This is a genomic window from Pseudomonas sp. Irchel s3f19, from assembly GCF_900187555.1.
GTDB classification, from domain to species: domain Bacteria; phylum Pseudomonadota; class Gammaproteobacteria; order Pseudomonadales; family Pseudomonadaceae; genus Aquipseudomonas; species Aquipseudomonas capeferrum.
In genome coordinates, this window is sequence record NZ_FYDW01000014.1 from 39,250 (window position 1) to 59,205 (window position 19,956).

Annotated in this window: 15 protein-coding genes; 9 read left to right on the forward strand and 6 right to left on the reverse strand. The window is 63.7% G+C overall.

Going from position 1 to position 19,956, the window contains the following annotated elements; all coding sequences use genetic code 11:
• The first annotated feature begins 11 nt into the window (after positions 1-11).
• Positions 12-1,793 (forward strand): phosphoethanolamine transferase CptA, encoded by a 1,782-nt coding sequence (locus tag CKW22_RS23310; protein ID WP_077068372.1) that lies wholly within the window; start codon positions 12-14, stop codon positions 1,791-1,793.
• 13 nt (positions 1,794-1,806) lie between these two features.
• On the opposite strand, the gene CKW22_RS23315 is transcribed toward CKW22_RS23310, so the two are convergent.
• Complete coding sequence (locus CKW22_RS23315; RefSeq protein ID WP_033697276.1) at positions 1,807-3,024, reverse strand: MFS transporter; 1,218 nt, start codon at positions 3,022-3,024, stop codon at positions 1,807-1,809.
• Positions 3,025-3,190: 166 nt separating this feature from the next.
• Between CKW22_RS23315 and CKW22_RS23320 the strand changes: the two genes are divergently transcribed.
• Positions 3,191-3,664, forward strand: coding sequence for a YMGG-like glycine zipper-containing protein (locus tag CKW22_RS23320; protein ID WP_047583536.1), 474 nt, complete (start codon positions 3,191-3,193; stop codon positions 3,662-3,664).
• A gap of 32 nt (positions 3,665-3,696) precedes the next feature.
• On the opposite strand, the gene CKW22_RS23325 is transcribed toward CKW22_RS23320, so the two are convergent.
• Entirely contained in the window at positions 3,697-4,602 is a 906-nt protein-coding gene (locus CKW22_RS23325) for a LysR family transcriptional regulator (RefSeq protein ID WP_033697274.1), read from the reverse strand.
• Positions 4,603-4,818: 216 nt separating this feature from the next.
• Between CKW22_RS23325 and CKW22_RS23330 the strand changes: the two genes are divergently transcribed.
• Together CKW22_RS23330 and CKW22_RS23335 are read left to right on the forward strand one after the other, a co-directional pair.
• Complete coding sequence (locus CKW22_RS23330) at positions 4,819-5,205, forward strand: VOC family protein (RefSeq protein WP_033697273.1); 387 nt, start codon at positions 4,819-4,821, stop codon at positions 5,203-5,205.
• An 83-nt stretch (positions 5,206-5,288) separates the two neighbouring features.
• Positions 5,289-5,858 carry a hypothetical protein gene (locus tag CKW22_RS23335; protein WP_033697272.1) on the forward strand — a complete coding sequence of 190 codons (570 nt, stop codon included), beginning with the start codon at positions 5,289-5,291 and terminating at the stop codon, positions 5,856-5,858.
• Positions 5,859-5,926: 68 nt separating this feature from the next.
• Here CKW22_RS23335 and CKW22_RS23340 read toward each other — a convergent pair whose 3' ends face one another.
• The 4 genes from CKW22_RS23340 to CKW22_RS23355 all read right to left on the reverse strand — a co-directional run bounded on the left by CKW22_RS23340 (position 5,927) and on the right by CKW22_RS23355 (position 11,970).
• Entirely contained in the window at positions 5,927-7,606 is a 1,680-nt protein-coding gene (locus tag CKW22_RS23340) for an MFS transporter (protein ID WP_033697271.1), read from the reverse strand.
• A 199-nt stretch (positions 7,607-7,805) separates the two neighbouring features.
• Positions 7,806-8,240, reverse strand: a complete 435-nt coding sequence (locus CKW22_RS23345) for a VOC family protein (RefSeq protein WP_033697270.1) — start codon at positions 8,238-8,240, stop codon at positions 7,806-7,808.
• 76 nt (positions 8,241-8,316) lie between these two features.
• On the reverse strand, positions 8,317-9,237 hold the full coding sequence (locus tag CKW22_RS23350; protein ID WP_033697269.1) for an alpha/beta fold hydrolase: 921 nt from the start codon (positions 9,235-9,237) through the stop codon (positions 8,317-8,319).
• Positions 9,238-9,453: 216 nt separating this feature from the next.
• Positions 9,454-11,970 (reverse strand): UvrD-helicase domain-containing protein, encoded by a 2,517-nt coding sequence (locus tag CKW22_RS23355; RefSeq protein ID WP_050506034.1) that lies wholly within the window; start codon positions 11,968-11,970, stop codon positions 9,454-9,456.
• A 175-nt stretch (positions 11,971-12,145) separates the two neighbouring features.
• Here CKW22_RS23355 and CKW22_RS23360 point away from each other — a divergent pair, with 175 nt between their 5' ends.
• The 5 genes from CKW22_RS23360 to CKW22_RS23380 all read left to right on the forward strand — a co-directional run bounded on the left by CKW22_RS23360 (position 12,146) and on the right by CKW22_RS23380 (position 19,947).
• Entirely contained in the window at positions 12,146-12,844 is a 699-nt protein-coding gene (locus CKW22_RS23360; RefSeq protein ID WP_033697268.1) for a pirin family protein, read from the forward strand.
• A 138-nt stretch (positions 12,845-12,982) separates the two neighbouring features.
• A complete protein-coding gene (locus CKW22_RS23365; protein ID WP_095065213.1) occupies positions 12,983-15,784 on the forward strand; it encodes an amino acid adenylation domain-containing protein in 2,802 nt (933 codons plus the stop codon).
• 96 nt (positions 15,785-15,880) lie between these two features.
• Positions 15,881-16,411 carry a sigma-70 family RNA polymerase sigma factor gene (locus CKW22_RS23370; protein WP_033697263.1) on the forward strand — a complete coding sequence of 177 codons (531 nt, stop codon included), beginning with the start codon at positions 15,881-15,883 and terminating at the stop codon, positions 16,409-16,411.
• A gap of 2 nt (positions 16,412-16,413) precedes the next feature.
• Complete coding sequence (locus CKW22_RS23375; RefSeq protein WP_095065214.1) at positions 16,414-17,361, forward strand: FecR domain-containing protein; 948 nt, start codon at positions 16,414-16,416, stop codon at positions 17,359-17,361.
• A 135-nt stretch (positions 17,362-17,496) separates the two neighbouring features.
• Positions 17,497-19,947: a TonB-dependent receptor gene (locus CKW22_RS23380; RefSeq protein WP_033697259.1), complete on the forward strand. Its 2,451-nt coding sequence runs from the start codon at positions 17,497-17,499 to the stop codon at positions 19,945-19,947.
• Positions 19,948-19,956 lie beyond the last annotated feature (9 nt).

The window sequence follows — 19,956 nt, forward strand, 5'->3', positions numbered from 1 at the left end:
ACGAGGCATACGTGTCAGACACTACAACAACCCCCTCCCCGCGCAAACGGGTGGACTGGGCCGGCCTGGGCTGGCTCCTGCTGTTCTTCTGGTATTTTTCCGGCGTTACCCAAGCGCTGCTGCTGTTCAGCGGCACCACAGGGTTTGCCGGTTTTCGCGATGCGCTGTTCCTCAGCAGCCTGTGGCTGGCCCCGGTGCTGCTGCTGCCGCGCTTCACCCGGGCCACTTCGGCGGTCATCGGCCTGGTGCTGTGGGGCGCTTCGCTGGTAGGCCTGAGCTACTTCGGCATCTATCGCCAGGAGTTCTCGCAAAGCGTCATCTTCGTGATGTTCGAGTCCAACACCGCCGAGGCCGGCGAATACTTCAGCCAGTATTTCAGCCTCTGGCTGGGCCTGGCGCTGCTGCTGTACAGCCTGGTTGCCGTGGTGCTGTGGAAACGCGTGCGCCCGGTCACCTTGCCTATGCGCAGCCGAATCCCGGTAGTTGTCCTGCTGTTGCTGGCCAACCTGGTCTACCCCTTCTACAAGCAGATGGTTACCCAGGAACGCAACTTCCTCGACGCCGCAGAAAAGGTCCAGCAGCGCATGGAGCCCGCCGTGCCTTGGCAACTGCTGGTTGGTTACAGGCAATATCGCCAGCAACTGAACAACATGCAGCAGCTGCTGGCACAGAACGCCGCGCTGCCGCCCTTGCAGAACCTGCGCAACAGCAGCGGGGACACACCGCGCACGCTGGTATTGGTGCTGGGCGAATCGACCACCCGCGAGCACATGCACTTGTATGGCTACCCGCGCGATACCACACCGAATCTCGACGCGCTGGCGGCCAGCGACAAGGGCCTGACGGTGTTTCAAAACGTCGTTTCGCCGCGCCCCTACACCATCGAAGTGATGCAGCAGATCCTTACCTTCGGTGACGAACAGCACCCGGACCGCTTCCTCACCGACCCGTCGCTGATCAACCTGATGAAACAGGCGGGGTACAAGACCTTCTGGATCACCAACCAGCAGACGATGACCAAGCGCAACACGATGCTGACCACCTTCTCCCAGCAAACGGATGCACCGGTCTACCTGAACAACCAGCGCAACCAGAATGCCAGCCAGTACGACGAGGTGGTGCTGGACCCGTTCCAGAAGGCGTTGCAAGACCCTGCACCGAACAAGTTCATCATCATCCATCTGCTGGGTACGCACATGGATTACCGCTACCGTTACCCGAAAACCTACCAGCACTTCACCGATCGCCAGGGCGTACCGGCCAAGCTGACGCAGAGCCAGGCAGAAACCTACAACTTCTACGACAACGCGGTGCGTTACAACGACCACGTCGTCGCCAGCCTGATCAAGCGTTACTCGGCCAGTACCCCCAACGGCTTCCTGCTGTACCTCTCCGACCATGGCGAAGATGTCTACAGCTCTGGCGATCATGACCGCCTGGGGCGCAACGAAGGTGCCCCGACCCGGCCGATGTACACCATCCCGTTCCTGCTCTGGACCTCGCCGAGCTGGCAGGCGGCCCACCCACGCGACCTGCAGGCCATGGCCAACCGCCCCTACAGCAGCTCGCACTTGATCCACACCCTGTCCGACCTGGCCGGGCTCAGCTATGACCACTACGAGCCGGCAAAAAGCATCGTCAACTCGCAGTTCGTGGTGGCGCCGCGCTGGATCGGTGACCCTTACCGCAACAACGGCCTGCGCGAGTTCGACAAACTGCCCCAGGACAAGGCCGCACGGGTGCAGGAGACTGCCAGTAGCGCCAAGGCGCAGCCAGGCAACAACCTCAACTGATCGACCGGTGCTATCAACCGGTGCAAGCGCCTGGCAGTGCCGCACCGGCCACCGCGCCCAGGCGCCGGTAACTGCACAGCGCAACCAGTGCAACGGCAACCCCTGCGGCCACGGCCACCTGGTAGCCCGCCGTGGCCCCCAGCAGGTCGACCACCTGCCCTGAGGCCAAAGCCCCCAGCGCGACGCCGACATTCAGCCCGGCCAACAGCCAGGTCATGCCTTCGGTGAGCTGGTGCGCGGGCACGCTGCGCTCCACCAGCGACATCGCCACGATCAGGGTCGGTGCGAAGAACAGGCCTGCCAACAGCACGGCGCCTGCAAGCGCGAAAACGCTGCCCGCCAGCAGCAACGGCAGGGTCGTCGCCGCCGTCGCCAGGCCGCCGAGCAGCAACAGCCGGTGCGGCGGCATTGGCAATTTCAAGGCACCGAACACCAGCCCCGCCGCGCATGAGCCAATGGCGTAGCACGCCAGCACCAGGCTGGCCGCGGCCGGCATGCCGGCCTGTTCGGCGAATGCCACACTGACGATATCGACGCTGCCCACGATCACCCCCATGGCTACCATCAACAGTGCCAGCAACTGTACCTCCAAGCGCCGCAACACCGACCTCTGACCATTCAAAGCGCCTGCGTCTGCGTCCACCGCTGGCTCGGTGCCGGTTTGAACGACCAGCGCGAACACCCCGATCGCCAGCAGCACCGCCGCAGCCAAGGGCCCGGCCTGGGGCGACAGCCCCACGCACAGCCCTACCGACAGCGGTGGCCCGGCGATGAAGGTGAGCTCGTCGAGTACCGTTTCCAGCGAATAGGCCATCTGCAACTGCGGTGTACCCCGGTAAAGCGCCGTCCAGCGCGCACGTACCATCGCCGACAGGCTGGGCATCAAGCCTGCCAGCGCGGCACCGATGAACAGACTCCAGTCAGGCGCCTGCCACCCGCTGCACGCCAACAGCAACAGTATGCCCACCACACTCAAGGCGGCAGCGACAGGCAGCACACGGCGCTGGCCGTGCCGATCGACCAGGGCGGACACCTGAGGCGACATCAGCGCATAGGTCAACACGAACGTCGCCGCCACGGCGCCCGCCAGGCCATAGCTGCCGCGCAGTTGCGCCAGCATGGTGATGATGCCGATGCCCATCATCGGCAAGGGCAAGCGAGCCACCAGGCCAGCCAGGGCAAAACCTGCCGTGCCTTTGGCCTGGAACAGTTGGCGGTAGGGGCTGAGCATGATCGGCTCTCCTTAGGGAAAAAACGTTTTACATACACTTCGTATGATTGCGATCTTATTATCATACGCAATGAATGTAAAACGGCCCGCAAGTCCGAGAGCAGTCGGTGTTTTGTTTCGCACGGACTATCCTGTGAAAGGGGGTCACGCCCACAGGAGGTGTGCCATGCGTTCGTTTACTTGGAGTTACCTGCTGGTGCTGCTATGCACAGCACCTGCCGCCCAGGCGCAGACAGTGGTGCCGCTGAAGGGCCAGAGCAGCCAGCAGATGCAACAGGACATCAATGAGTGCAATAGCGTCGCAACCAATGCCGCGAACAGCACCGCGACTTCCAGCGATGCCCACGTCGGTGGCCGGGTTCGCGGCGCAGCGGCAGGTGCTGCCGCAGGTGCCGTAGGTGCGCAGGTGCGTGGCAATCAGCATGACGAGGTGTATGACCGGGCCAGTGACGATGCCAAGCAGGCGTACCGGCAGAACCGTGCCGGTGAAACCGCCGCCGCCGGGGCTGCGGTCGGTGGCATGCGCCAGCGCCAGGACCGTCGAGAGGATCGGCGCACGCAGGACCAGGCGCAGAGCTCGGCCCATGCCAGCGCGTACAGTGGTTGCTTGCAGGGGCGCGGGTATCAGCTCAACCCTTGACCCTCAGGCACGGGCCAGCCCAGCGGCGCGCATCAGAATTTGGCCAGTTCTTCACGGCAGAACTCCACGAACAGCTGCGCCGGTTTGGTCAGCTGTACCCGCTTCAAGCGGGCTGCCGCCAGCCCTGACAACGCCACCGGCTCGGCGATGTCCACCATCGCCAGGCGCTGCCCGTCGTAGGTGCACTCCGAATGCGGGCGTGTCACCAGCAACGAAAAGCCGAACCCCTGCCCGACCATGCCGCGCACCATCTCGATCGACGGCGAGCTGAAGACGATGTTGGGGGTCAACCCCATTTCGTTGAACAGGCTGACGAAGTAGGTACGGCTGGGTGCCACGTCCAGCAGAATCATCGGTTCGGGGCAGAGGTCGCGCAGCGACACCTGGCTTTGCCCGGCGAAGCGGTGCTTTTCGGGCAACAGCACATAGGGTTTTTGCGGCGGCATCAGTGGCTCGGCCTCGATCGTGCCATCCAGGTCGTGGTCGTAGAGAAACACCAGGTCGAAGGTGCCGGCGGTCAGGCCCTGGATCAGGTCCTGCTGCTCGCCATCGCGCAGGCGGATATCGACGCCCGGGTAACGCTCGCGAAAACCGGCGATCAGCCGCGGCAGGTACAGCGGGGCCACCGTTTCGAAACAGCCGATGTCGATCTGCCCGGCCACGGTGTCGTTGTCAGCCAGTGCGTTCTGCTCGAACTCGTGGGCCATTTGCAGCAGCGATTTGGTCTTGGCGTAAAAGCGCTTGCCGCTGGGGGTCAATGACACACCTTGGGCGTGGTGGCGGATGAACAACTGCACGCCAAAGCTTTCTTCCAGGCTCTTGATTGCCGTGGAAATCGACGGCTGGGCGATGTACAGCTGGCGCGAGGCCTCGGCGACACTGCCGGCCTCCACGGTGGTGACGAAATACTTGAGTTGTCGCAAGGTATAGGAAGCCACAGGTACCTCTCTGGCGCTGTCTGGGCGCTCGGGGATTTTGCCTGTCACTGTAACGTGCGGCCTGGCTGCCGGGGGATCGGCCGATGAAGGATTTACCTATGGCTTGAGCATGTTTTTTGTAGCCGGCGACTGGCGCCCTGTGAAGCCTGCCACTGGTCAAATAGGCCCGAGCGTCTTTACTAAGAGTGAACGAGCCCCAGCAAACGGTGTGTGCCTATGAAGATCGTGGTCACCAGCATCCTTGTCGACGACCAGGCCAAGGCCTTGGCTTTCTATCACTACGTGCTCGGCTTCATGCCCAAACATGACATCCCCCTGGGCCGGCACCGCTGGCTGACCCTCACCTCACCTCACGACCCCAATGGCGTCGAGCTGCTGCTCGAACCCGATGCCCACCCCGCAGCCAAGGTGTACAAGGCAGCGCTCAAGCAAGACGGCATACCCGCCACTTCTTTCGGCGTGCGCGACATCCAGGCCGAGTACACCCGGTTGTGCGCGGCCGGCGTGCAATTCACCCAACCCCCCACAGTGGTGGGGCCGGTCACTGTGGCAGTGTTCGACGACACCTGCGGCAACCTGATCCAGATCGCCCAGAAACACTAGCGACCGCCCGCCCGGCGGGCATATGTGGCCCGCCCTCCGCTAGCGTTGCGATTGCTCACTTGCGCACCTGACAAGGAAAACAAATGCGCCACGAATTCAGTGAAGTCCTCAACGACCTGATCGATTACTTCCTGGTCGGCGACATCCAGCTACTCGAACGCTTCAAGCAGGAAAACGGCCTGGCCGACGACCTGGCCCACGCATTCACCCATGACGACAGCGGCGATCAGGCAGTACGCGAAGGCGTGGTGCTACCCATGGCGGGCATCGACAACCTGCCCTACCGGATCATCTTCACCCTCGATGGCCACACACCCGCCCTGCGTGAACCGGGCAGCCGGCTGAAGCATCAGCGTTCTGGGTATGTACTGCACGTCGAGCACCGTGCGGTGATGCTTTATACCTGGCGCATCCTGCAGCACTTCACCAACAAGACCCTCGGCGACCTGCTGGCACGCTACCAGGCGCCGGGGAGACCGATCATCGAGCTGGAAAATGGCTGGTACGACGTGGAGGTGCTCGGCGGTGCGGTGGTGCGCGACGAGCTATACGAGCCGGCGTTCGAGTTCGTCTTGAGCAAGCGCTGGAGCAGGGCTGAAGCCGCAGTGGTGGATACCGGGTACGCCTTTACCCTGCGGGGCTATTTCGACTGACGCCACTTCCCGCCATGCGCCCTTGCAGGGGCGCCCGTGCCAGGGCGCTCCTGCATACAGCGACAGGATCAGGTGTGGCTGATGTCCCGGTCCTTGGTCTCCGGCATGAAGAAGATCCCCAGCACCGCCGTCATCAGCGCGATCACGATCGGGTACCACAAGCCGTAGTAGATATCCCCGGTCGCCGCCACCATGGCAAACGCCACGGTCGGCAGGAAGCCGCCGAACCAGCCGTTGCCGATGTGGTACGGCAGCGACATCGAGGTGTAACGGATGCGCGCCGGGAACAGCTCCACCAGCCAGGCCGCAATCGGCCCGTAGACCATGGTCACGTAGATCACCAGGATAGTCAGCAGCAACAGCACCATCGGGTAGTGGATTTTCGCAGGGTCGGCCTTCTCGGGGTAACCCGCCTCTTTCAGCGCGCCGCCAAGGGTGGCGGTGAAGGCATCATTCTGCGCCTTGAAGTCGGCTGCGGCCAGGCTGCGCCCGTCAAAGCTCGGGATCACCCGCTCGCCGATACGGATCTGCGCCACACTGCCAGGCTCGGCCTTTTCGTTGGAGTAAGGGATCGCGCGCTTGGCCAGCACGCTCTTGGCAAGGTCGCAGGAGCTGGTGAATTTGGCCTTGCCCACCGGGTCGAACTGGAACGCGCACTGGCCGGGGTCGGCCACCACCACTACGGGGTTCTGCTCCTGAGCGACGAACACGTCGGGGTTGCCGTACTCGGTCAGCGCCTTGAAGATCGGGAAGTAGGTCAGCGCCGCGATGATGCAGCCAGCCATGATGATCTTCTTGCGCCCGATGCGGTCCGACAGGCTGCCGAAAATGATGAAGAACGGCGTGCCGATCAGCAGCGAACCGGCAATCAGCAGGTTGGCGGTCTGTGGGTCGATCTTCAGTGTCTGCAACAGGAAGAACAGCGCATAGAACTGCCCGGTGTACCACACCACGGCCTGGCCGGCGGTACCGCCGAGCAGCGACATGATCACCACCTTGAGGTTCTCCCAGCGGGCGAACGATTCGGTCAGTGGCGCCTTGGACGCCTTGCCCTCGGCCTTCATCTTCAAGAACACCGGCGACTCGTTGAGCTGCATACGGATGTACACCGAGATGGCCAGCAACAGGATCGACAGCAAGAACGGAATGCGCCAGCCCCAGGCTTCGAAGGCCTCGGTGCCCATGGCCGTGCGGCAAGCCAGGATCACCAGCAGCGACAGGAACAGCCCCAAGGTCGCGGTGGTCTGGATCCAGGCGGTAAAGAAGCCACGCCGGCCCTTGGGCGCATGTTCGGCCACGTAGGTTGCCGCCCCTCCGTATTCACCGCCCAGTGCCAGGCCTTGCAGCAGGCGCAGGGTGATGAGGATGATCGGCGCGGCCACGCCGATCGTCGTATAGCTGGGCAATAACCCGACCAACGCGGTGGACAGGCCCATGATGACGATGGTGATCAGGAAGGTGTGCTTGCGCCCGATCAGATCGCCCAGCCGGCCGAACACGATGGCGCCAAACGGTCGCACGGCAAAGCCTGCGGCAAACGCCAACAGGGCGAAGATGAACGAGGTGGTCTCGTTGACGCCGGCAAAGAAGTGCTTGGCGATGATCGCGGCCAGTGAGCCGTACAGGTAGAAGTCGTACCATTCGAACACTGTGCCCAGGGACGAGGCGAAGATAACCTTGCGCTCCTCCCGGGTGATACCGCGTTGGGGCGCGCTACTGCCCGTGGATGCGCTGTCGATAACCGCCATGGGTTGCCTCCGTCTTGTTGTTATCCCAGGCCGGAGCACCTCACACCCATTTCACCGTCGCACCCAGGCCCTAGGGCTTGCATTGGTTGCGCGAAGCACGACGAGGCGGGCCGCCTCGGATCGCAGCAAGGTATCTGAAGCATAATCGGCTTTACCGGGATATCCACTCGCCGTGATGGCGAACTGGCACACGGGCGCGTCATTGCCTTTTAGGCGCCTCGGGCGACGGAATCGGCCCTTTGAGCTCGACCTGGTTGCCGTCCGGGTCAAAGCAATACACCGACAACCCCTCGCCCTCGGCGCCGTAGCGCTTCTCGGCAGGCTCCACCTGCACCCCCGCAGCGCGCAGGTAAGCGGTCAATGCCTGTTCATCGAAGGGTTCGATACGCAGGCAGAAATGATGCAGGTTGCGCCCCTCTGCGCCCGGGGCAGCGCCACCGGGCTGCCCCAGCACACCGTCCAGCGTAACCAGGTCGATCATCGCCGTACCCGTGGCCAGGTGGACCATGCCCAGGTCCTCACGCACCCTGCTGACCGTGCAGCCGAGCACATCCACATAAAAGGCGATGCTGCGCGGCAGGTCACTGACCCGCAGCACAAGGTGGTCGATGCGCTTGATGGCGAACGGTCGCATGTCGGAGCTCCTTGTGGCGGCTGCGCGAGGTGAACCGCCACCATAGCCCAGTACCCGGCGCGCTGGCCATTGCCCGCTACTCGTTGACCAACCGCGGCAGTACCCCGCCTTCGTGCCGCGCCAACAACCGCAGAAGCTGATCGACCAGGGCCCGATCGGGCGCTTCCAGGTGGAAGTGGTGCCCGCCGGGGTGCCAGGAAACCTTGGCGTGGCTGGGCAAGGCCGCCTCACGCTGGGCAAAGGCGTTACCGCTGAAAGCGCCTTGCCGACCGAACATCAAGTACAGCGGGCAGCGGATCTGGCTGAGCAGGTCACAGGCTTCGCGCTCGGTCAACGGCATGGGCTCGGGCAGCACCAGGCGCGGGTCGTGGCGCCAGCAATAGCCATCGCTGAGCTGCAACAGGTCGCGTTGCGCCAACAGCCGTGCGGCGCCCTCCGACAGCTCGCCATCCAGGCGCGTGCGCCGCTGCTCCAGGGCAGAGGCGAGGCTGTCGAAACGGCTCGCATCGGGCTCGGAGAAACCCTGCAACTGGCTGCGCTGAACCATGCGCTTGAGCCGATAAGCGCGGGCCAGGTGCTGTACGCGGTCATCCTCGGCGACCGTGAACGGCGCCCCCATGCCATCGAGAAAAACCATGCTGGCGATACCGCTGGTCATGGCCGCCAGCAGCGATGCGACGCCGGTGCCCATGCCGTGCGCCAGCACATGAAATTGCGCCAGCCCCAGGGCGTCGGTCACCGCCAGCATGTCCTCGGCGTGCTCCCACAGGTAGTAGCCACTGTCGTGGCGGCGATGGTCCGAACGGCCATGGCCGACCAGGTCGGGGGCCACCACGAAACAGCCATCGAGCATCGGTGCCAGGCGCTCGAACGAGGCGGCGTTGTCCAGCCACCCATGCAGGGCCAGCACGGGAATGCCGTCCTCCGGGCCCCAGCAGCGTATGGCAATCTGGATGCCATTGAGGTCAAGCAGGTGATCCTTGGGTGTTGCACGCATGGGTACGCTTCCTGACTTGAAGCCTGGCACGACCACACCAGGCCGAATACGCCGCCGGCCTCCTTCGAAGCAGATCGCCAGCGACAACCCTTGCGCCGGGCCGCACGGGGCTCCGACAGGTTACCTTGGCGTAACGGCAGGCGACTGATTGGCCCGTCACCGACTGTGACTTAGCCATCACCGACCCTCAGGTTCAAGCCCGTGCACCCATGCACGTCACTGGCCGCGCAGGTCCTCGAAGAAGGCCTGCCGGCCATCCACCTGGCCCGACGCCCGGGGCGCCGCTGGCGCTTCGCTGTTGGCCGCTTCCACATGCCAATAGCAGTGCCTGACCGCACGCGTGACCGCCACGTAGGCCAGCCGCTGGACCTCTTCCTTCTGCGCCGTATCGAATGCCTGGGCATCACCGGGCTTACCAAGGCCGGCCAAGCGATACACCTGGTTCTTGTAGGGCGAACTGGTCAGGTATTGGCAGTCGCCGAGCATGAACACCGCATCGGCCTGCAAGCCTTTGGCGCTGTGATAAGTCAGCTGCCGCAGCCGACGCTGCTCGGCGGGCAATCCAGCCTCGGCGTGCAGCACCGCTTGCAGGTGTTCGTTCATCACGGCTTTATCGCTACCCTTGCGGTACAGCATCATCACCGACTCGCCACGTTGATAATGCTCGATCAGGGTCTCGCCCAGCGCCGCCTCATCACGGTCGAACACCTTGACCGGCGAGCCCGGCAACTCGGCTGCAGGCCCACTGGCCCGGGCCTTCTTGCCGGTGATCGCCGGGGTGCCCTTGACCAGGAACTCGGCAGCGTCGATCACCTGCTGCTGGCAGCGGTAGTTCTCGACCATCATCACCCGGGTGTTGGCCGGCGACACGAATGCCTTGGTGAACTCCATGAAGTACTTCGGCGAACTGCCGCGCCAGCCATAGATCGATTGCCAGTCGTCCCCCACACACAACAGCGAGGAATGCTGGGCATTACGACCGGTGTGCATCGACGGCCCGCGCCGGCGGATCTCGGCAAGGCTGGCACGCAGCCAGCTGACGATCTGCGGCGAAACGTCCTGGAACTCGTCGATCATCAGGTGCGCCAGCGGCCTGAGCAAGGGGTCAGGCAGCAGTTGCAGGTTTTCCGGGTTGTTCTCGCCAAACAGGGCGAACATGCGGTTGTAGCTCATCACCGGTGGCGACTGGCTCAGCAGATGTGCCTCCAGGGCTTTCCAGTACAAGGCCAACGCTTCGAAGAACAGGCCGTCGCTGTCGCCTGCCGGGAAGCTCATCGCCGCCACGGCGCTGTTCACGTCAAGGCCCAGGTTTTCGATGAAGTTGGCGGCGCCGACAAAGGCGTCGAGCAGCGGTGCCGGGGCCAGTTCACCCTTGACCTTGTATTCGAAGCCGGGGCCGGCCACCGCATCACCGGCCAGGGACGCAGCCAAACGCCGGGCGGCTGCATAGTTGTCCAGCCAGATCAGGGGCTTGTCGCAGAACGCCTGCAACAGGGTGCGCTTGACCGCCCACTCGGCACGCACCGCCAGCTTGGCGCCGGGGCGCTGGTACTGCGCGCTCTCTGCGGGGTCGAAGCCCAGCACCACCCAGGCACCCTGCCCCTGCAGGCGGCCATGCACATGGAAGCGGCTGCCGCGGATTTCGAGCGTGTCGCGGCACGGCTCGATGCCCTTGATCGGCCAGGCACCTGCAGCGAACCACAGGTCCTCGATCACATCGCACAGCTCTTCGTCGCGCTGGGCGGCCAACTGCGTCACCTGCGCACGCTTTTGCACATCGGGGTGGTTGGGGTCCAGCGGCTTGAGCTGCAACGCCTCGCTGCGCAACAGGCCAACAAGCTCGGCGAAACGCGGGTTCTCGCCCAGCAAGGTGCTGTAGCAGAGGTTGAGCTGCTGGCGTTGCGCATCGTTCAGGCGCAGGTCGAACGGGTTGCTCTCGGCCTCGGCCTCACGGCCGGCCGGCATCTCGTTGCCCAGCGTCTCGAACGCACGCACCTGGCCAAAGCCTGGCAGGCTGCGTACCAGCGGCAAGATGCGCGAATGGAAGGTGCGCACCAGCTCACGGGCAAGCGCGGGCTGCAGGTCGATCTGCCACAAGGCGAACACCTGCAACAGGCGCTTGATGAAGTCTTTGCGCGACTCGCGGGTGAAGGTGACCACGGTCATCGCATCCAGCTCGTAGCCCAGGTAATGGCGCAGCAGCAGAATCCGCAGTACCAGCGAGGTCGACTTGCCCGCCCCGGCCCCGGCCACCACACAGGTGGAGGGGGTGTCGCTGAAAATCAGCTTCCACTGCGCCGCACTGGGTTGCGCTTCGGCCGGCAGGCGCTGCGCCACATCAGCCTTGAAGCGCTTTTTCAGTTCGGCGGTCAACGGCAGGCGCCAGTCGTCGAAAAGATTGTTGTCCTGGCCGGGCACGGCGGCGGTATCGGGGCGGGTATCGCGAATGACCAGCACCTGTCGCCCCGCCTCGTAGCCTTCTACCCGCCCGCGCTCGAAGCCTTCACGCACACCGTCCTCATGGCCACTGCGCTGCCCCGTGGCATGGCCGAGGAACCAGGAGTCGCGATGCTGGGCTTGCAGGCGGGTCAAGCCTCGGCCCAGCAGGCGGGCGGCTAGGCGGCGAAACCAGGGTAACTGGGCAGGTGGGGTCAGGTCGGCAGGCGCCTGGGGATGCTCGTGGGCCACGGTCACTCCGATGGAAAACAAATCAGCGTGCCATGTTCGCCGCATCCACCAAAAATCACCAGCGAATGCTTGCAGATCAGTGGATTAGGCGATGAAACGGATAAAACACCACACCCAGAGCAATCAATTTAATCGATTATAATTAGCCGATATTTACGCTTATTTTCGATCTTTCTTTGACGCATCATGGCCCCATTCCACCCATTCAAGGAGCACGACCATGCTGCAACTGCGACCCTTCGAAAGCCTCGGCCACGCCAACCACGGCTGGCTCGATGCCCATCACCATTTCTCGTTTGCCGAGTACTACGACCCCGCCCGTATGCACTGGGGCAACCTGCGAGTCTGGAACGACGACCTGATTGCGGCTGGCAGCGGTTTCCCGTCGCACCCGCACCGGGACATGGAAATCATCACCTATGTCCGTGAAGGCGCGATCACCCACCAGGACAGCCTGGGTAACAAAGGCCGTACCGAAGCGGGTGATGTGCAGGTAATGAGTGCAGGCTCCGGCATCGTCCATAGCGAGTACAACCTGGAGGACGTCGATACGCGCATCTTCCAGATCTGGGTGGTGCCTGAGCGGGTGGGCGATGCGCCGACCTGGGGCAGCCGGCCCTTCCCTAAAGGAGAACGTGGCGAAGGCTTCGTGACCCTGGCCAGTGGGCGTGCAGGTGACGAAGACAGTTTGCAGATTCGTACCGATGCACGGTTGGTGGCTGCGACGTTGCAGGCGGGGGAAAGCGCCGAGTACCGCTTTGATGCCGGGCGCCGTGGTTATCTGGTGCCGGCCAAGGGGGTGGTGGAGGTCAACGGCGTGCGCGTCAAGGCACGTGATGGGCTGGCCATCGAGCAAGAAGCAGTGTTGCGGGTTACGGCCATCGAAGACAGCGAGATCGTGCTGGTGGATGTTGCCTGAGTATCTGGGGCTGCGAAGCGGCCCCAAAATTGCTCCTCAACACAATCACCGCAGGGGCATTGGCGCCAAACGCCAGCCTGCACTAGCGTTGTGCTATCCAGCCAACCCCCTGCCGTTGATGCGGAGCAAACACCCAACATGCCGGATATGCGCCCGAACCCGACGCAGAACCTGGAATATCGCGCCGAGCGCCCGATCTTTCACGCCTTTGTGGAGCAAGCAAAGCACTCGCCCGATGCCACCGCCATCATCGCCCACGACGCCACCTGCAGCTACGGCCAGCTAGACCGCATCAGCCAGGGCATTGCCACGTACCTGCTGGAAAACGGCGCCAATGGCAGCGATCGGCTGGTAATCGTCGCCAGCCGTGGTGCCGCGCTGGTTTATGCCATGCTCGGCGCCTTGCGCGCCGGCCTGACCTTCACCGTGGCCGACGCCGCTTACCCTGCTGCGCGCATTGCGCAGATCATCCACACCCTCGGACCAGCCTTTGTCTTGCGCTGTGGCGATACCGAGGTCGAGCCAAGCCTTGCCCGCACCGTCAACGTGCCACCCTGCCCCGACCAAGCACTGCAACACTTCGCCAGCAAGCAGTCGCCCCTGCCTGAGGTTAGCCCCGCGCAGCCGGCCTATATCACCTTCACCTCAGGCAGCACTGGCGAACCGAAGGGCATCGTCACCCACCACGCGCCCCTGGTGCATTTCATCGACTGGCATGTGCAGCAGCAGGGTTTTACCCGGGGCGACTGTTTTTCCCTGCTCTCGGGCCTGGGCCACGACCCGGTCTACCGGGACGTGTTCACGCCGTTGTCGATCGGCGCAACGGTCCTCTGCCCGGCCCAGGCCACCCTGACCGACCCGTCGCGCCTGGCCGCCTGGATACACCACCACGGCCTGTCGGTCATCCACCTGACCCCGCCCCTGGGCAAGCTCATCGAAACCGGCGCGCGCATGAACGGGCAGGTGTTCGAGCGCCTGCGCTACCTGTTCTGGGGCGGCGATGCACTCAGCCCTACGCTGTACCAGCAGGTGCGCGCGATTGCGCCCAACGCCAGCAGTGTGAATTTCTACGGCACCACCGAAACGCCGCAGGCCATGGCGTACCACCCACTCGACCCGGGCGCCGATAACAGCCGCATCCCTTTGGGTAAAGGCATAGACGGCGCGCAGCTGTTGATCATCGATGAAGCCAACCGCCTGGTCGAAGCGGGCGAAGTCGGGGAAATCCTGATCCGCAGCCCTTACCTGTCGCTAGGCTATTGGGGTGACCCGGCACTGACCGCAGAAAAGTTCGTGGCCAACCCCTTCACCGGCGCCCAGGCCGACCGCTGCTACCGCACTGGCGACCTCGGCACTTACCTGGCCGATGGCAGCGCCAGCTTCCTGGGGCGCGGCGACAGCCAGGTGAAAATTCGTGGCCACCGCATCGAACTGGCGGAAATCGAAAATGCCCTGTGCCAGCATCCACGCATCAAACAGTGCGTGGTGCTGGCCAACCACGACAACGCGACGGTCAGGCTGGTTGCCTATTGCGTTGCCGAGCAACCCGTAGGCACCGCTGAACTGCGCCAAGCCATGGCGGGCATGCTGCCCGACTACATGGTGCCGGCGATGTTCCTGTTGGTGCCCGGCATCCCCCTCACACCCAACGGCAAGGTCGACAAACGCGCCTTGCCAGCGGCGTTCGACGGCAGCGACACCCTCGACAACGCGGCCACGCAGCCACTGTCACCGCTCGCCCTGAAACTGACCGACGCCTGGTCACAGATCCTGCAGGCCTCGCGCATCGATGCCCGGCTCAGCTTCGTGGAGCTCGGCGGCGATTCATTGTCGTTCGTGCGCGCGTCGATGGTGCTGGAAGAACTGATCGGCCACCTGCCGGATCGCTGGGAAATGATCCCGGTCCAGGACCTGGCCGAACTGGCCGAGCAGCGCAGCAAGGCCTCGAAGTGGTCGATGCGGGTCATGGAGGTGCCGGTTTTCCTGCGGATGATCGCCATCATCCTGATTGTGGTTGGCCACCTGGAGGTGTTTTCCGAATGGCGGATCGCAGGCGAAACGTCAGTGCTGTTCCTGATCTCTGGCATCAGCCTGGCCAGGTTCCAGTTCAAGGCCATCGACGAGCGCGGTGACGCCCGTATGCTGGTCAAGTCGGTGGCAGCCATCGCGGTGCCGACCATTGCCTATACGGTGTTGGTTCAGGCGCTGTTCGACCAGGTGCATTGGCAATCGCTGCTGTTGATCTCCAACTGGTTCCCCCCCGACAAGGTCGGCATCTTCGCCTACTGGTACATCGAAGTGCTGGTGCAGATGATCCTGGTCATTGGCCTTGTGTTGTCGTTCAAACGCGTGCGCAAGGCGATCCTTGCCAACCCGTTCCGCTGGCTGACCATGGCCGCCTGCGCGCTGGTGGTGGCGGATCTGCTGCTCAGCCATTTCGTCTTCGACGCCACGGCCCTGCTCAACCGCGTGCCCCAGCATTACCTGGCGGTGATGGTGCTGGGCATGGCGATTCACTACGCCGACTCGACGCTGCGCAAAGGCGTCGCCAGTGCAGTGGCGGTACTGCTGATTGCCGAGCTGGACCTGGTGGCCATTGCCGGCATCGGCTGGCAAGCGTTTGCCAGTTACTTCGATATTGCCCTGCCGGCGATGCTCGCCTTGATCTGGTTCCGCGCTGTGCCCGTGCCGGGCGTGGTTGCCAGGGCGGGGGCGATGATCGCGTCGTCGACCTTGTTCATCTACCTGACGCACTTCCAGCTCCAGTCGCTGGCGCGCCACATCTACGATCAGCCGTTGTTCGCGGTGGCCCTGGCGCTTGTCGGTGGCGTAGTGCTGAGCTACTGCTGGAACACCCTGCTGCGCAGCGTACTGACACGCTGGCACGTGAGCAGGAAGGCGCGCGCAGCGCAGGCCTTGGAACGCGTGACTTCCCCTTGAACAAGGCAATGCCCGCCCGCTGGTGATTGCCAAGCCTGAAACAGTTTGCATAAAATGCGAACCATTAACATTTGCAACTCTTTTCAGGCGGCATGGATGAGCACCCCGGACGTAGCCCTCAATTCCCAGGTCAGCCAGCTCTACCGTGCGCAGAGCAAATGGCTGCACGGCTGGCTGACACCCCGGGTCAACTGTACCCACCTGGCCGCGGACTTGGTCCAGGACGTGTTCGTTCGCGTGATGACGGCCGCCGATGCGGCGGCCAAGCTCGAAGCGGTCCGTGAACCCAAGGGCTACCTGGCCACGATCGCCCGTCGCCTGATGATCGACCACCTGCGCCGGGTGCACCTGGAGCGGGCCTGGCTGCAGGTACTGGCAGAGCAACCCGAAGCGTTGGATATCTCGGCCGAACAACGCTTGTCGCTGCTGCAAACGTTGTTCGAACTCGATGCGATGCTGGCAGCGCTTGGCGCCAATGTGCGGGAGGCATTCTTGCTGTCGCAGGTCGATGGCATGCCGTACAAACGCATCGCCGCCCAGTTGGGCGTCTCTGAAGTGACGGTGCGCCGCTACATTGCCAAAGCGGCGGAACACTGCATGATCTACAGCCTGACCCACGGCCAGTGAGCATGGCTTTGAGTGCCGAGCAGCGCACAGCCCTGCGTCAGGCCGCGCATTGGTACAGCCAGCTCAACAGCGGTGAAGTGCAGCCCAGCGACCATAGCGCCTGGCAGTCATGGCTGAACGCTGCGCCCGCCAATGCCTGGGCCTGGCAGCAGGCCGAGCGTTTGCAGACCCGCATGAGCGCAACCCCTGCCCCGGCCACCAGCCGTGTACTGTCGCTGGCGGCGCATGGCCGCCACGCCACCCGCCGCCGCGTGGTCAAGGCCGGGCTGGTACTGCTGGGTGGCAGTGCACTGGGCTTGGGTAGCTATCGCGAAATGCAGTATTCACCGTTGCTGGCTGATGTACGCAGTGGCGTGGGTGAACAGCGTTCACTGACCCTGAAAAACGGCAGCACGCTGCTGCTCAACAGTGCCTCGGCAGTTGATATCGATGACACCCGCGAACAGCCGCATGTGCGGCTGCGCCAGGGCGAGATCATGGTCGAGGTGCCAGAGCAGCAACGCTGCAGCGTGGTGACCCGGCACGGCAGCATCGCGGCTGGCCACAGCCGCTTTTGCGTGCGGCTGTTCGATGACGCCAGCAAGCTCGATGTGCTTGGCCAGCAGGCACGTGTGACGCTTGCCTCGGGCCAGGCCATGGAAGTGCACGGCGGCCAGAGCTGCCAGTTCGATGGCAAGGGCTTTTCGGCTGTGCAGACGCTGGCCAACGCCGCAGACGCCTGGAGCAGAGGCTTGCTGATCGTCAATGACCAACGCCTGGACACCTTCGTCACCGAGGTTTCACGGTACCGGCCAGGTTGGCTGCACTGCGCGCCGTCGGTTGCTGGCCTGCGCATCAGCGGCACCTATCGGCTCGATGATACCGAGCAGATCTTGCGGGCACTGGCTACCTCCTTGCCGGTGCAGGTGCAGCGTCGCACGCGTTTCTGGGTGACGATTACTGCGGCTTAAGTGGTATTTTGGGGCACCTCAACATTTCGCTCTCCCCCAAAAAAAACCACCATGCCTGATCACTTTCGCGCGGCTCATCCGACTCATAGGTAACCCCAGCTGTGGCTGCCTCTTTACCTTTCCGAGACCTCGACGATGACCTGCCGCTTCACTCTCAGGCCCTTCAGCGCGCCAGACCTGCGCACCTGCCTGCTGTTGACTGCTTTGCTCGGTGGGCCGGGCGCAGCCTGCGCCGCGCAAGCGCATGACTACCACCTGCCGCAAGGGGACCTGGGCGCAACATTGACCCAGTTCGCTGCAGAGTCCGGCATTGTGCTGTCGTTCGACACCCAGTGGACGCGCGGTAAACGCTCGCCGGCCTTGAATGGCCAGTACCCGGTCGACCAGGCCCTGCAGATTCTGCTCAGCGGCACAGGCTTGCAGGCCGTCAAGGAAAGCGACGGCCGCTACTCGCTGCTGCTCACCACCCACCAGGGTGACGTGGTGGAACTGGCCCCCAGCCGCATCGACGGCCAAGGCCTGGGCAACATCACCGAAGGCACTGGCAGCTACACCACCGGTGGCTCGACCACCGCGACCAAGCTACCGCTGACCCTGCGCGAGACGCCCCAGTCTGTCAGCGTGATAACCCGCCAGGCCATCGACGACCACGGCTCGCAAGACATCGGCGAAGTGCTGCGCAACACCCCCGGGGTTTCGGTGCAGGCGTATGACAGCGAGCGCATGGAGTATTCCGCGCGCGGCTTTGCCATCACCAACTACCAGTACGATGGCGTCAACACCATCTATGACGGCGTCTACGACGAGGGCGCGACCCATGTCGACATGGCCGCCTACGACCGCGTGGAAGTCATCAAGGGCGCAACCGGGCTGATGACCGGCTCCGGCGACCCCTCCGCCACGGTCAACCTGATCCGCAAGAAGCCTACCCACGACTTCAAGGCCTCGATCACCGCCAGCGCTGGCTCCTGGGACAACTACCGCACCGAAGGTGACATTTCCGGCCCGCTCAATGCCAGCGGCAGCGTGCGCGGCCGTTTCGTCGGCGCCTACCAGGATCGCAAGTCGTACCTGGATCACTACAAACAGAAGAAGGACGTCTACTACGGCATTCTCGAAGCCGACCTGACGCCCGACACGCTGCTCACCTTCGGCATCGACAACCAGACCACCACCCCGCGCGGCTCCTCCTGGACCGGTAACCCGACGTACTTCTCCGATGGCAGCCGCACCGACTTCTCGCGCTCGCACAACCCCGGGGCCGACTGGAGCCGCCGCGACTTCCAGTCCACCACCTACTTCGGCTCGCTGGAGCAGGCGCTGGCCAACGACTGGAAGGTCAAGCTCAGCCTCAACCACATGATCAGCGACCATGACACCCGTCTGGCATCAGCCAGTGGTGGCAACCCCGACGCCACGACCGGCGAAGGCATGTTCTTCTATTGGGGGCGCTGGGAAGGGCATCGTGTGCAGAACACCGCAGACCTGAGTGTGTCGGGGCCCTTCACCCTGTTCGGCCGTCAGAATGAGCTGGTCGCAGGCTTCATGACCTCGCATTCGCGCCTGACCGGCGACACCTACGACGGCAGTGCCTTCGCCCAAGTACCGGGCTCGATCTTCGACTGGAACGGCAAGGTTGCGGAACAGGACTTCCCGAAGAACGGCGACTACACCACCACCCAGAGCCAGAACGGCGCTTACGTGGCCACACGCCTGAAGCCGACCGACAACCTCTCGGTGATCCTCGGCACCCGGGTCAGTACCTTCAAGTACAACGACGACCAGGACTACTACCCGACCTCGCCCCTGGATGACACCCACGCCAGCTACAAGCAGCACGGCGTCGTCACCCCTTACGCCGGCGTGGTCTATGACCTGGATGACACGTACTCGGTGTACGCCAGCTACACCTCGATCTACCAGCCGCAAGTCTACAAGGACGTCAGCGGCGCCACCCTCGACCCGGTGGAAGGCGATGGTTATGAGGCAGGCCTCAAAGCGGCCTATTTCGATGGCAGGCTGAACGCCACGCTGGCGTTCTTCCGTATCGAACAAGACAACGTCGCCTCTTCGGTGGGCACCAACCCGGTCACCAACGAGGGCATCTACACCGCCATCGACGGTGCCACCACCCAGGGCGTCGAACTGGAACTGGCAGGCGAACTGGCCCCGGGCTGGAACATCACCGCCGGTTACACCTACGCCCGTACGCGCGACGCTGACGACAACCGCCTGTTCGGCTTCCCGCTGGCGACCACCAAGCCTGAGCATGTGGCGCGGCTGTTCAACACCTACCGGTTGCCCGGCGTATTGGACCGCATCACCGTCGGCGGTGGGCTGCGTTGGCAGAGTGGGTTCTACGGCAGCATCTACAGCCCGGCCGCCAACGACTACACACGCATCAAGCAAGGCGGTTACACCCTGGTGGACCTGATGACCCGCTACCAGTACAGCGAGCACCTGAGCTTCACGGTCAATGCCAACAACGTGTTCGACAAGGTGTACCTGACCGGGCTTGGCAACTTCGGCACCACCTACTATGGCGAGCCACGCAACCTGATGGTCACCACCCGCTGGGACTTCTGAGCAAGCCCC

What these genes read in the sequence shown, in the direction of transcription:
- CKW22_RS23315 (WP_033697276.1), bottom strand. Translation starts at nt 3,024, where the DNA reads ATGCTCAGCCCCTACCGCCAACTGTTCCAGGCCAAAGGCACGGCAGGT.
- CKW22_RS23320 (WP_047583536.1), top strand. Translation starts at nt 3,191, where the DNA reads ATGCGTTCGTTTACTTGGAGTTACCTGCTGGTGCTGCTATGCACAGCA.
- CKW22_RS23330 (WP_033697273.1), top strand. Translation starts at nt 4,819, where the DNA reads ATGAAGATCGTGGTCACCAGCATCCTTGTCGACGACCAGGCCAAGGCC.
- CKW22_RS23335 (WP_033697272.1), top strand. Translation starts at nt 5,289, where the DNA reads ATGCGCCACGAATTCAGTGAAGTCCTCAACGACCTGATCGATTACTTC.
- CKW22_RS23340 (WP_033697271.1), bottom strand. Translation starts at nt 7,606, where the DNA reads ATGGCGGTTATCGACAGCGCATCCACGGGCAGTAGCGCGCCCCAACGC.
- CKW22_RS23345 (WP_033697270.1), bottom strand. Translation starts at nt 8,240, where the DNA reads ATGCGACCGTTCGCCATCAAGCGCATCGACCACCTTGTGCTGCGGGTC.
- CKW22_RS23350 (WP_033697269.1), bottom strand. Translation starts at nt 9,237, where the DNA reads ATGCGTGCAACACCCAAGGATCACCTGCTTGACCTCAATGGCATCCAG.
- CKW22_RS23355 (WP_050506034.1), bottom strand. Translation starts at nt 11,970, where the DNA reads ATGCGGCGAACATGGCACGCTGATTTGTTTTCCATCGGAGTGACCGTG.
- CKW22_RS23360 (WP_033697268.1), top strand. Translation starts at nt 12,146, where the DNA reads ATGCTGCAACTGCGACCCTTCGAAAGCCTCGGCCACGCCAACCACGGC.
- CKW22_RS23365 (WP_095065213.1), top strand. Translation starts at nt 12,983, where the DNA reads ATGCCGGATATGCGCCCGAACCCGACGCAGAACCTGGAATATCGCGCC.
- CKW22_RS23370 (WP_033697263.1), top strand. Translation starts at nt 15,881, where the DNA reads ATGAGCACCCCGGACGTAGCCCTCAATTCCCAGGTCAGCCAGCTCTAC.
- CKW22_RS23375 (WP_095065214.1), top strand. Translation starts at nt 16,414, where the DNA reads ATGGCTTTGAGTGCCGAGCAGCGCACAGCCCTGCGTCAGGCCGCGCAT.
- CKW22_RS23380 (WP_033697259.1), top strand. Translation starts at nt 17,497, where the DNA reads ATGACCTGCCGCTTCACTCTCAGGCCCTTCAGCGCGCCAGACCTGCGC.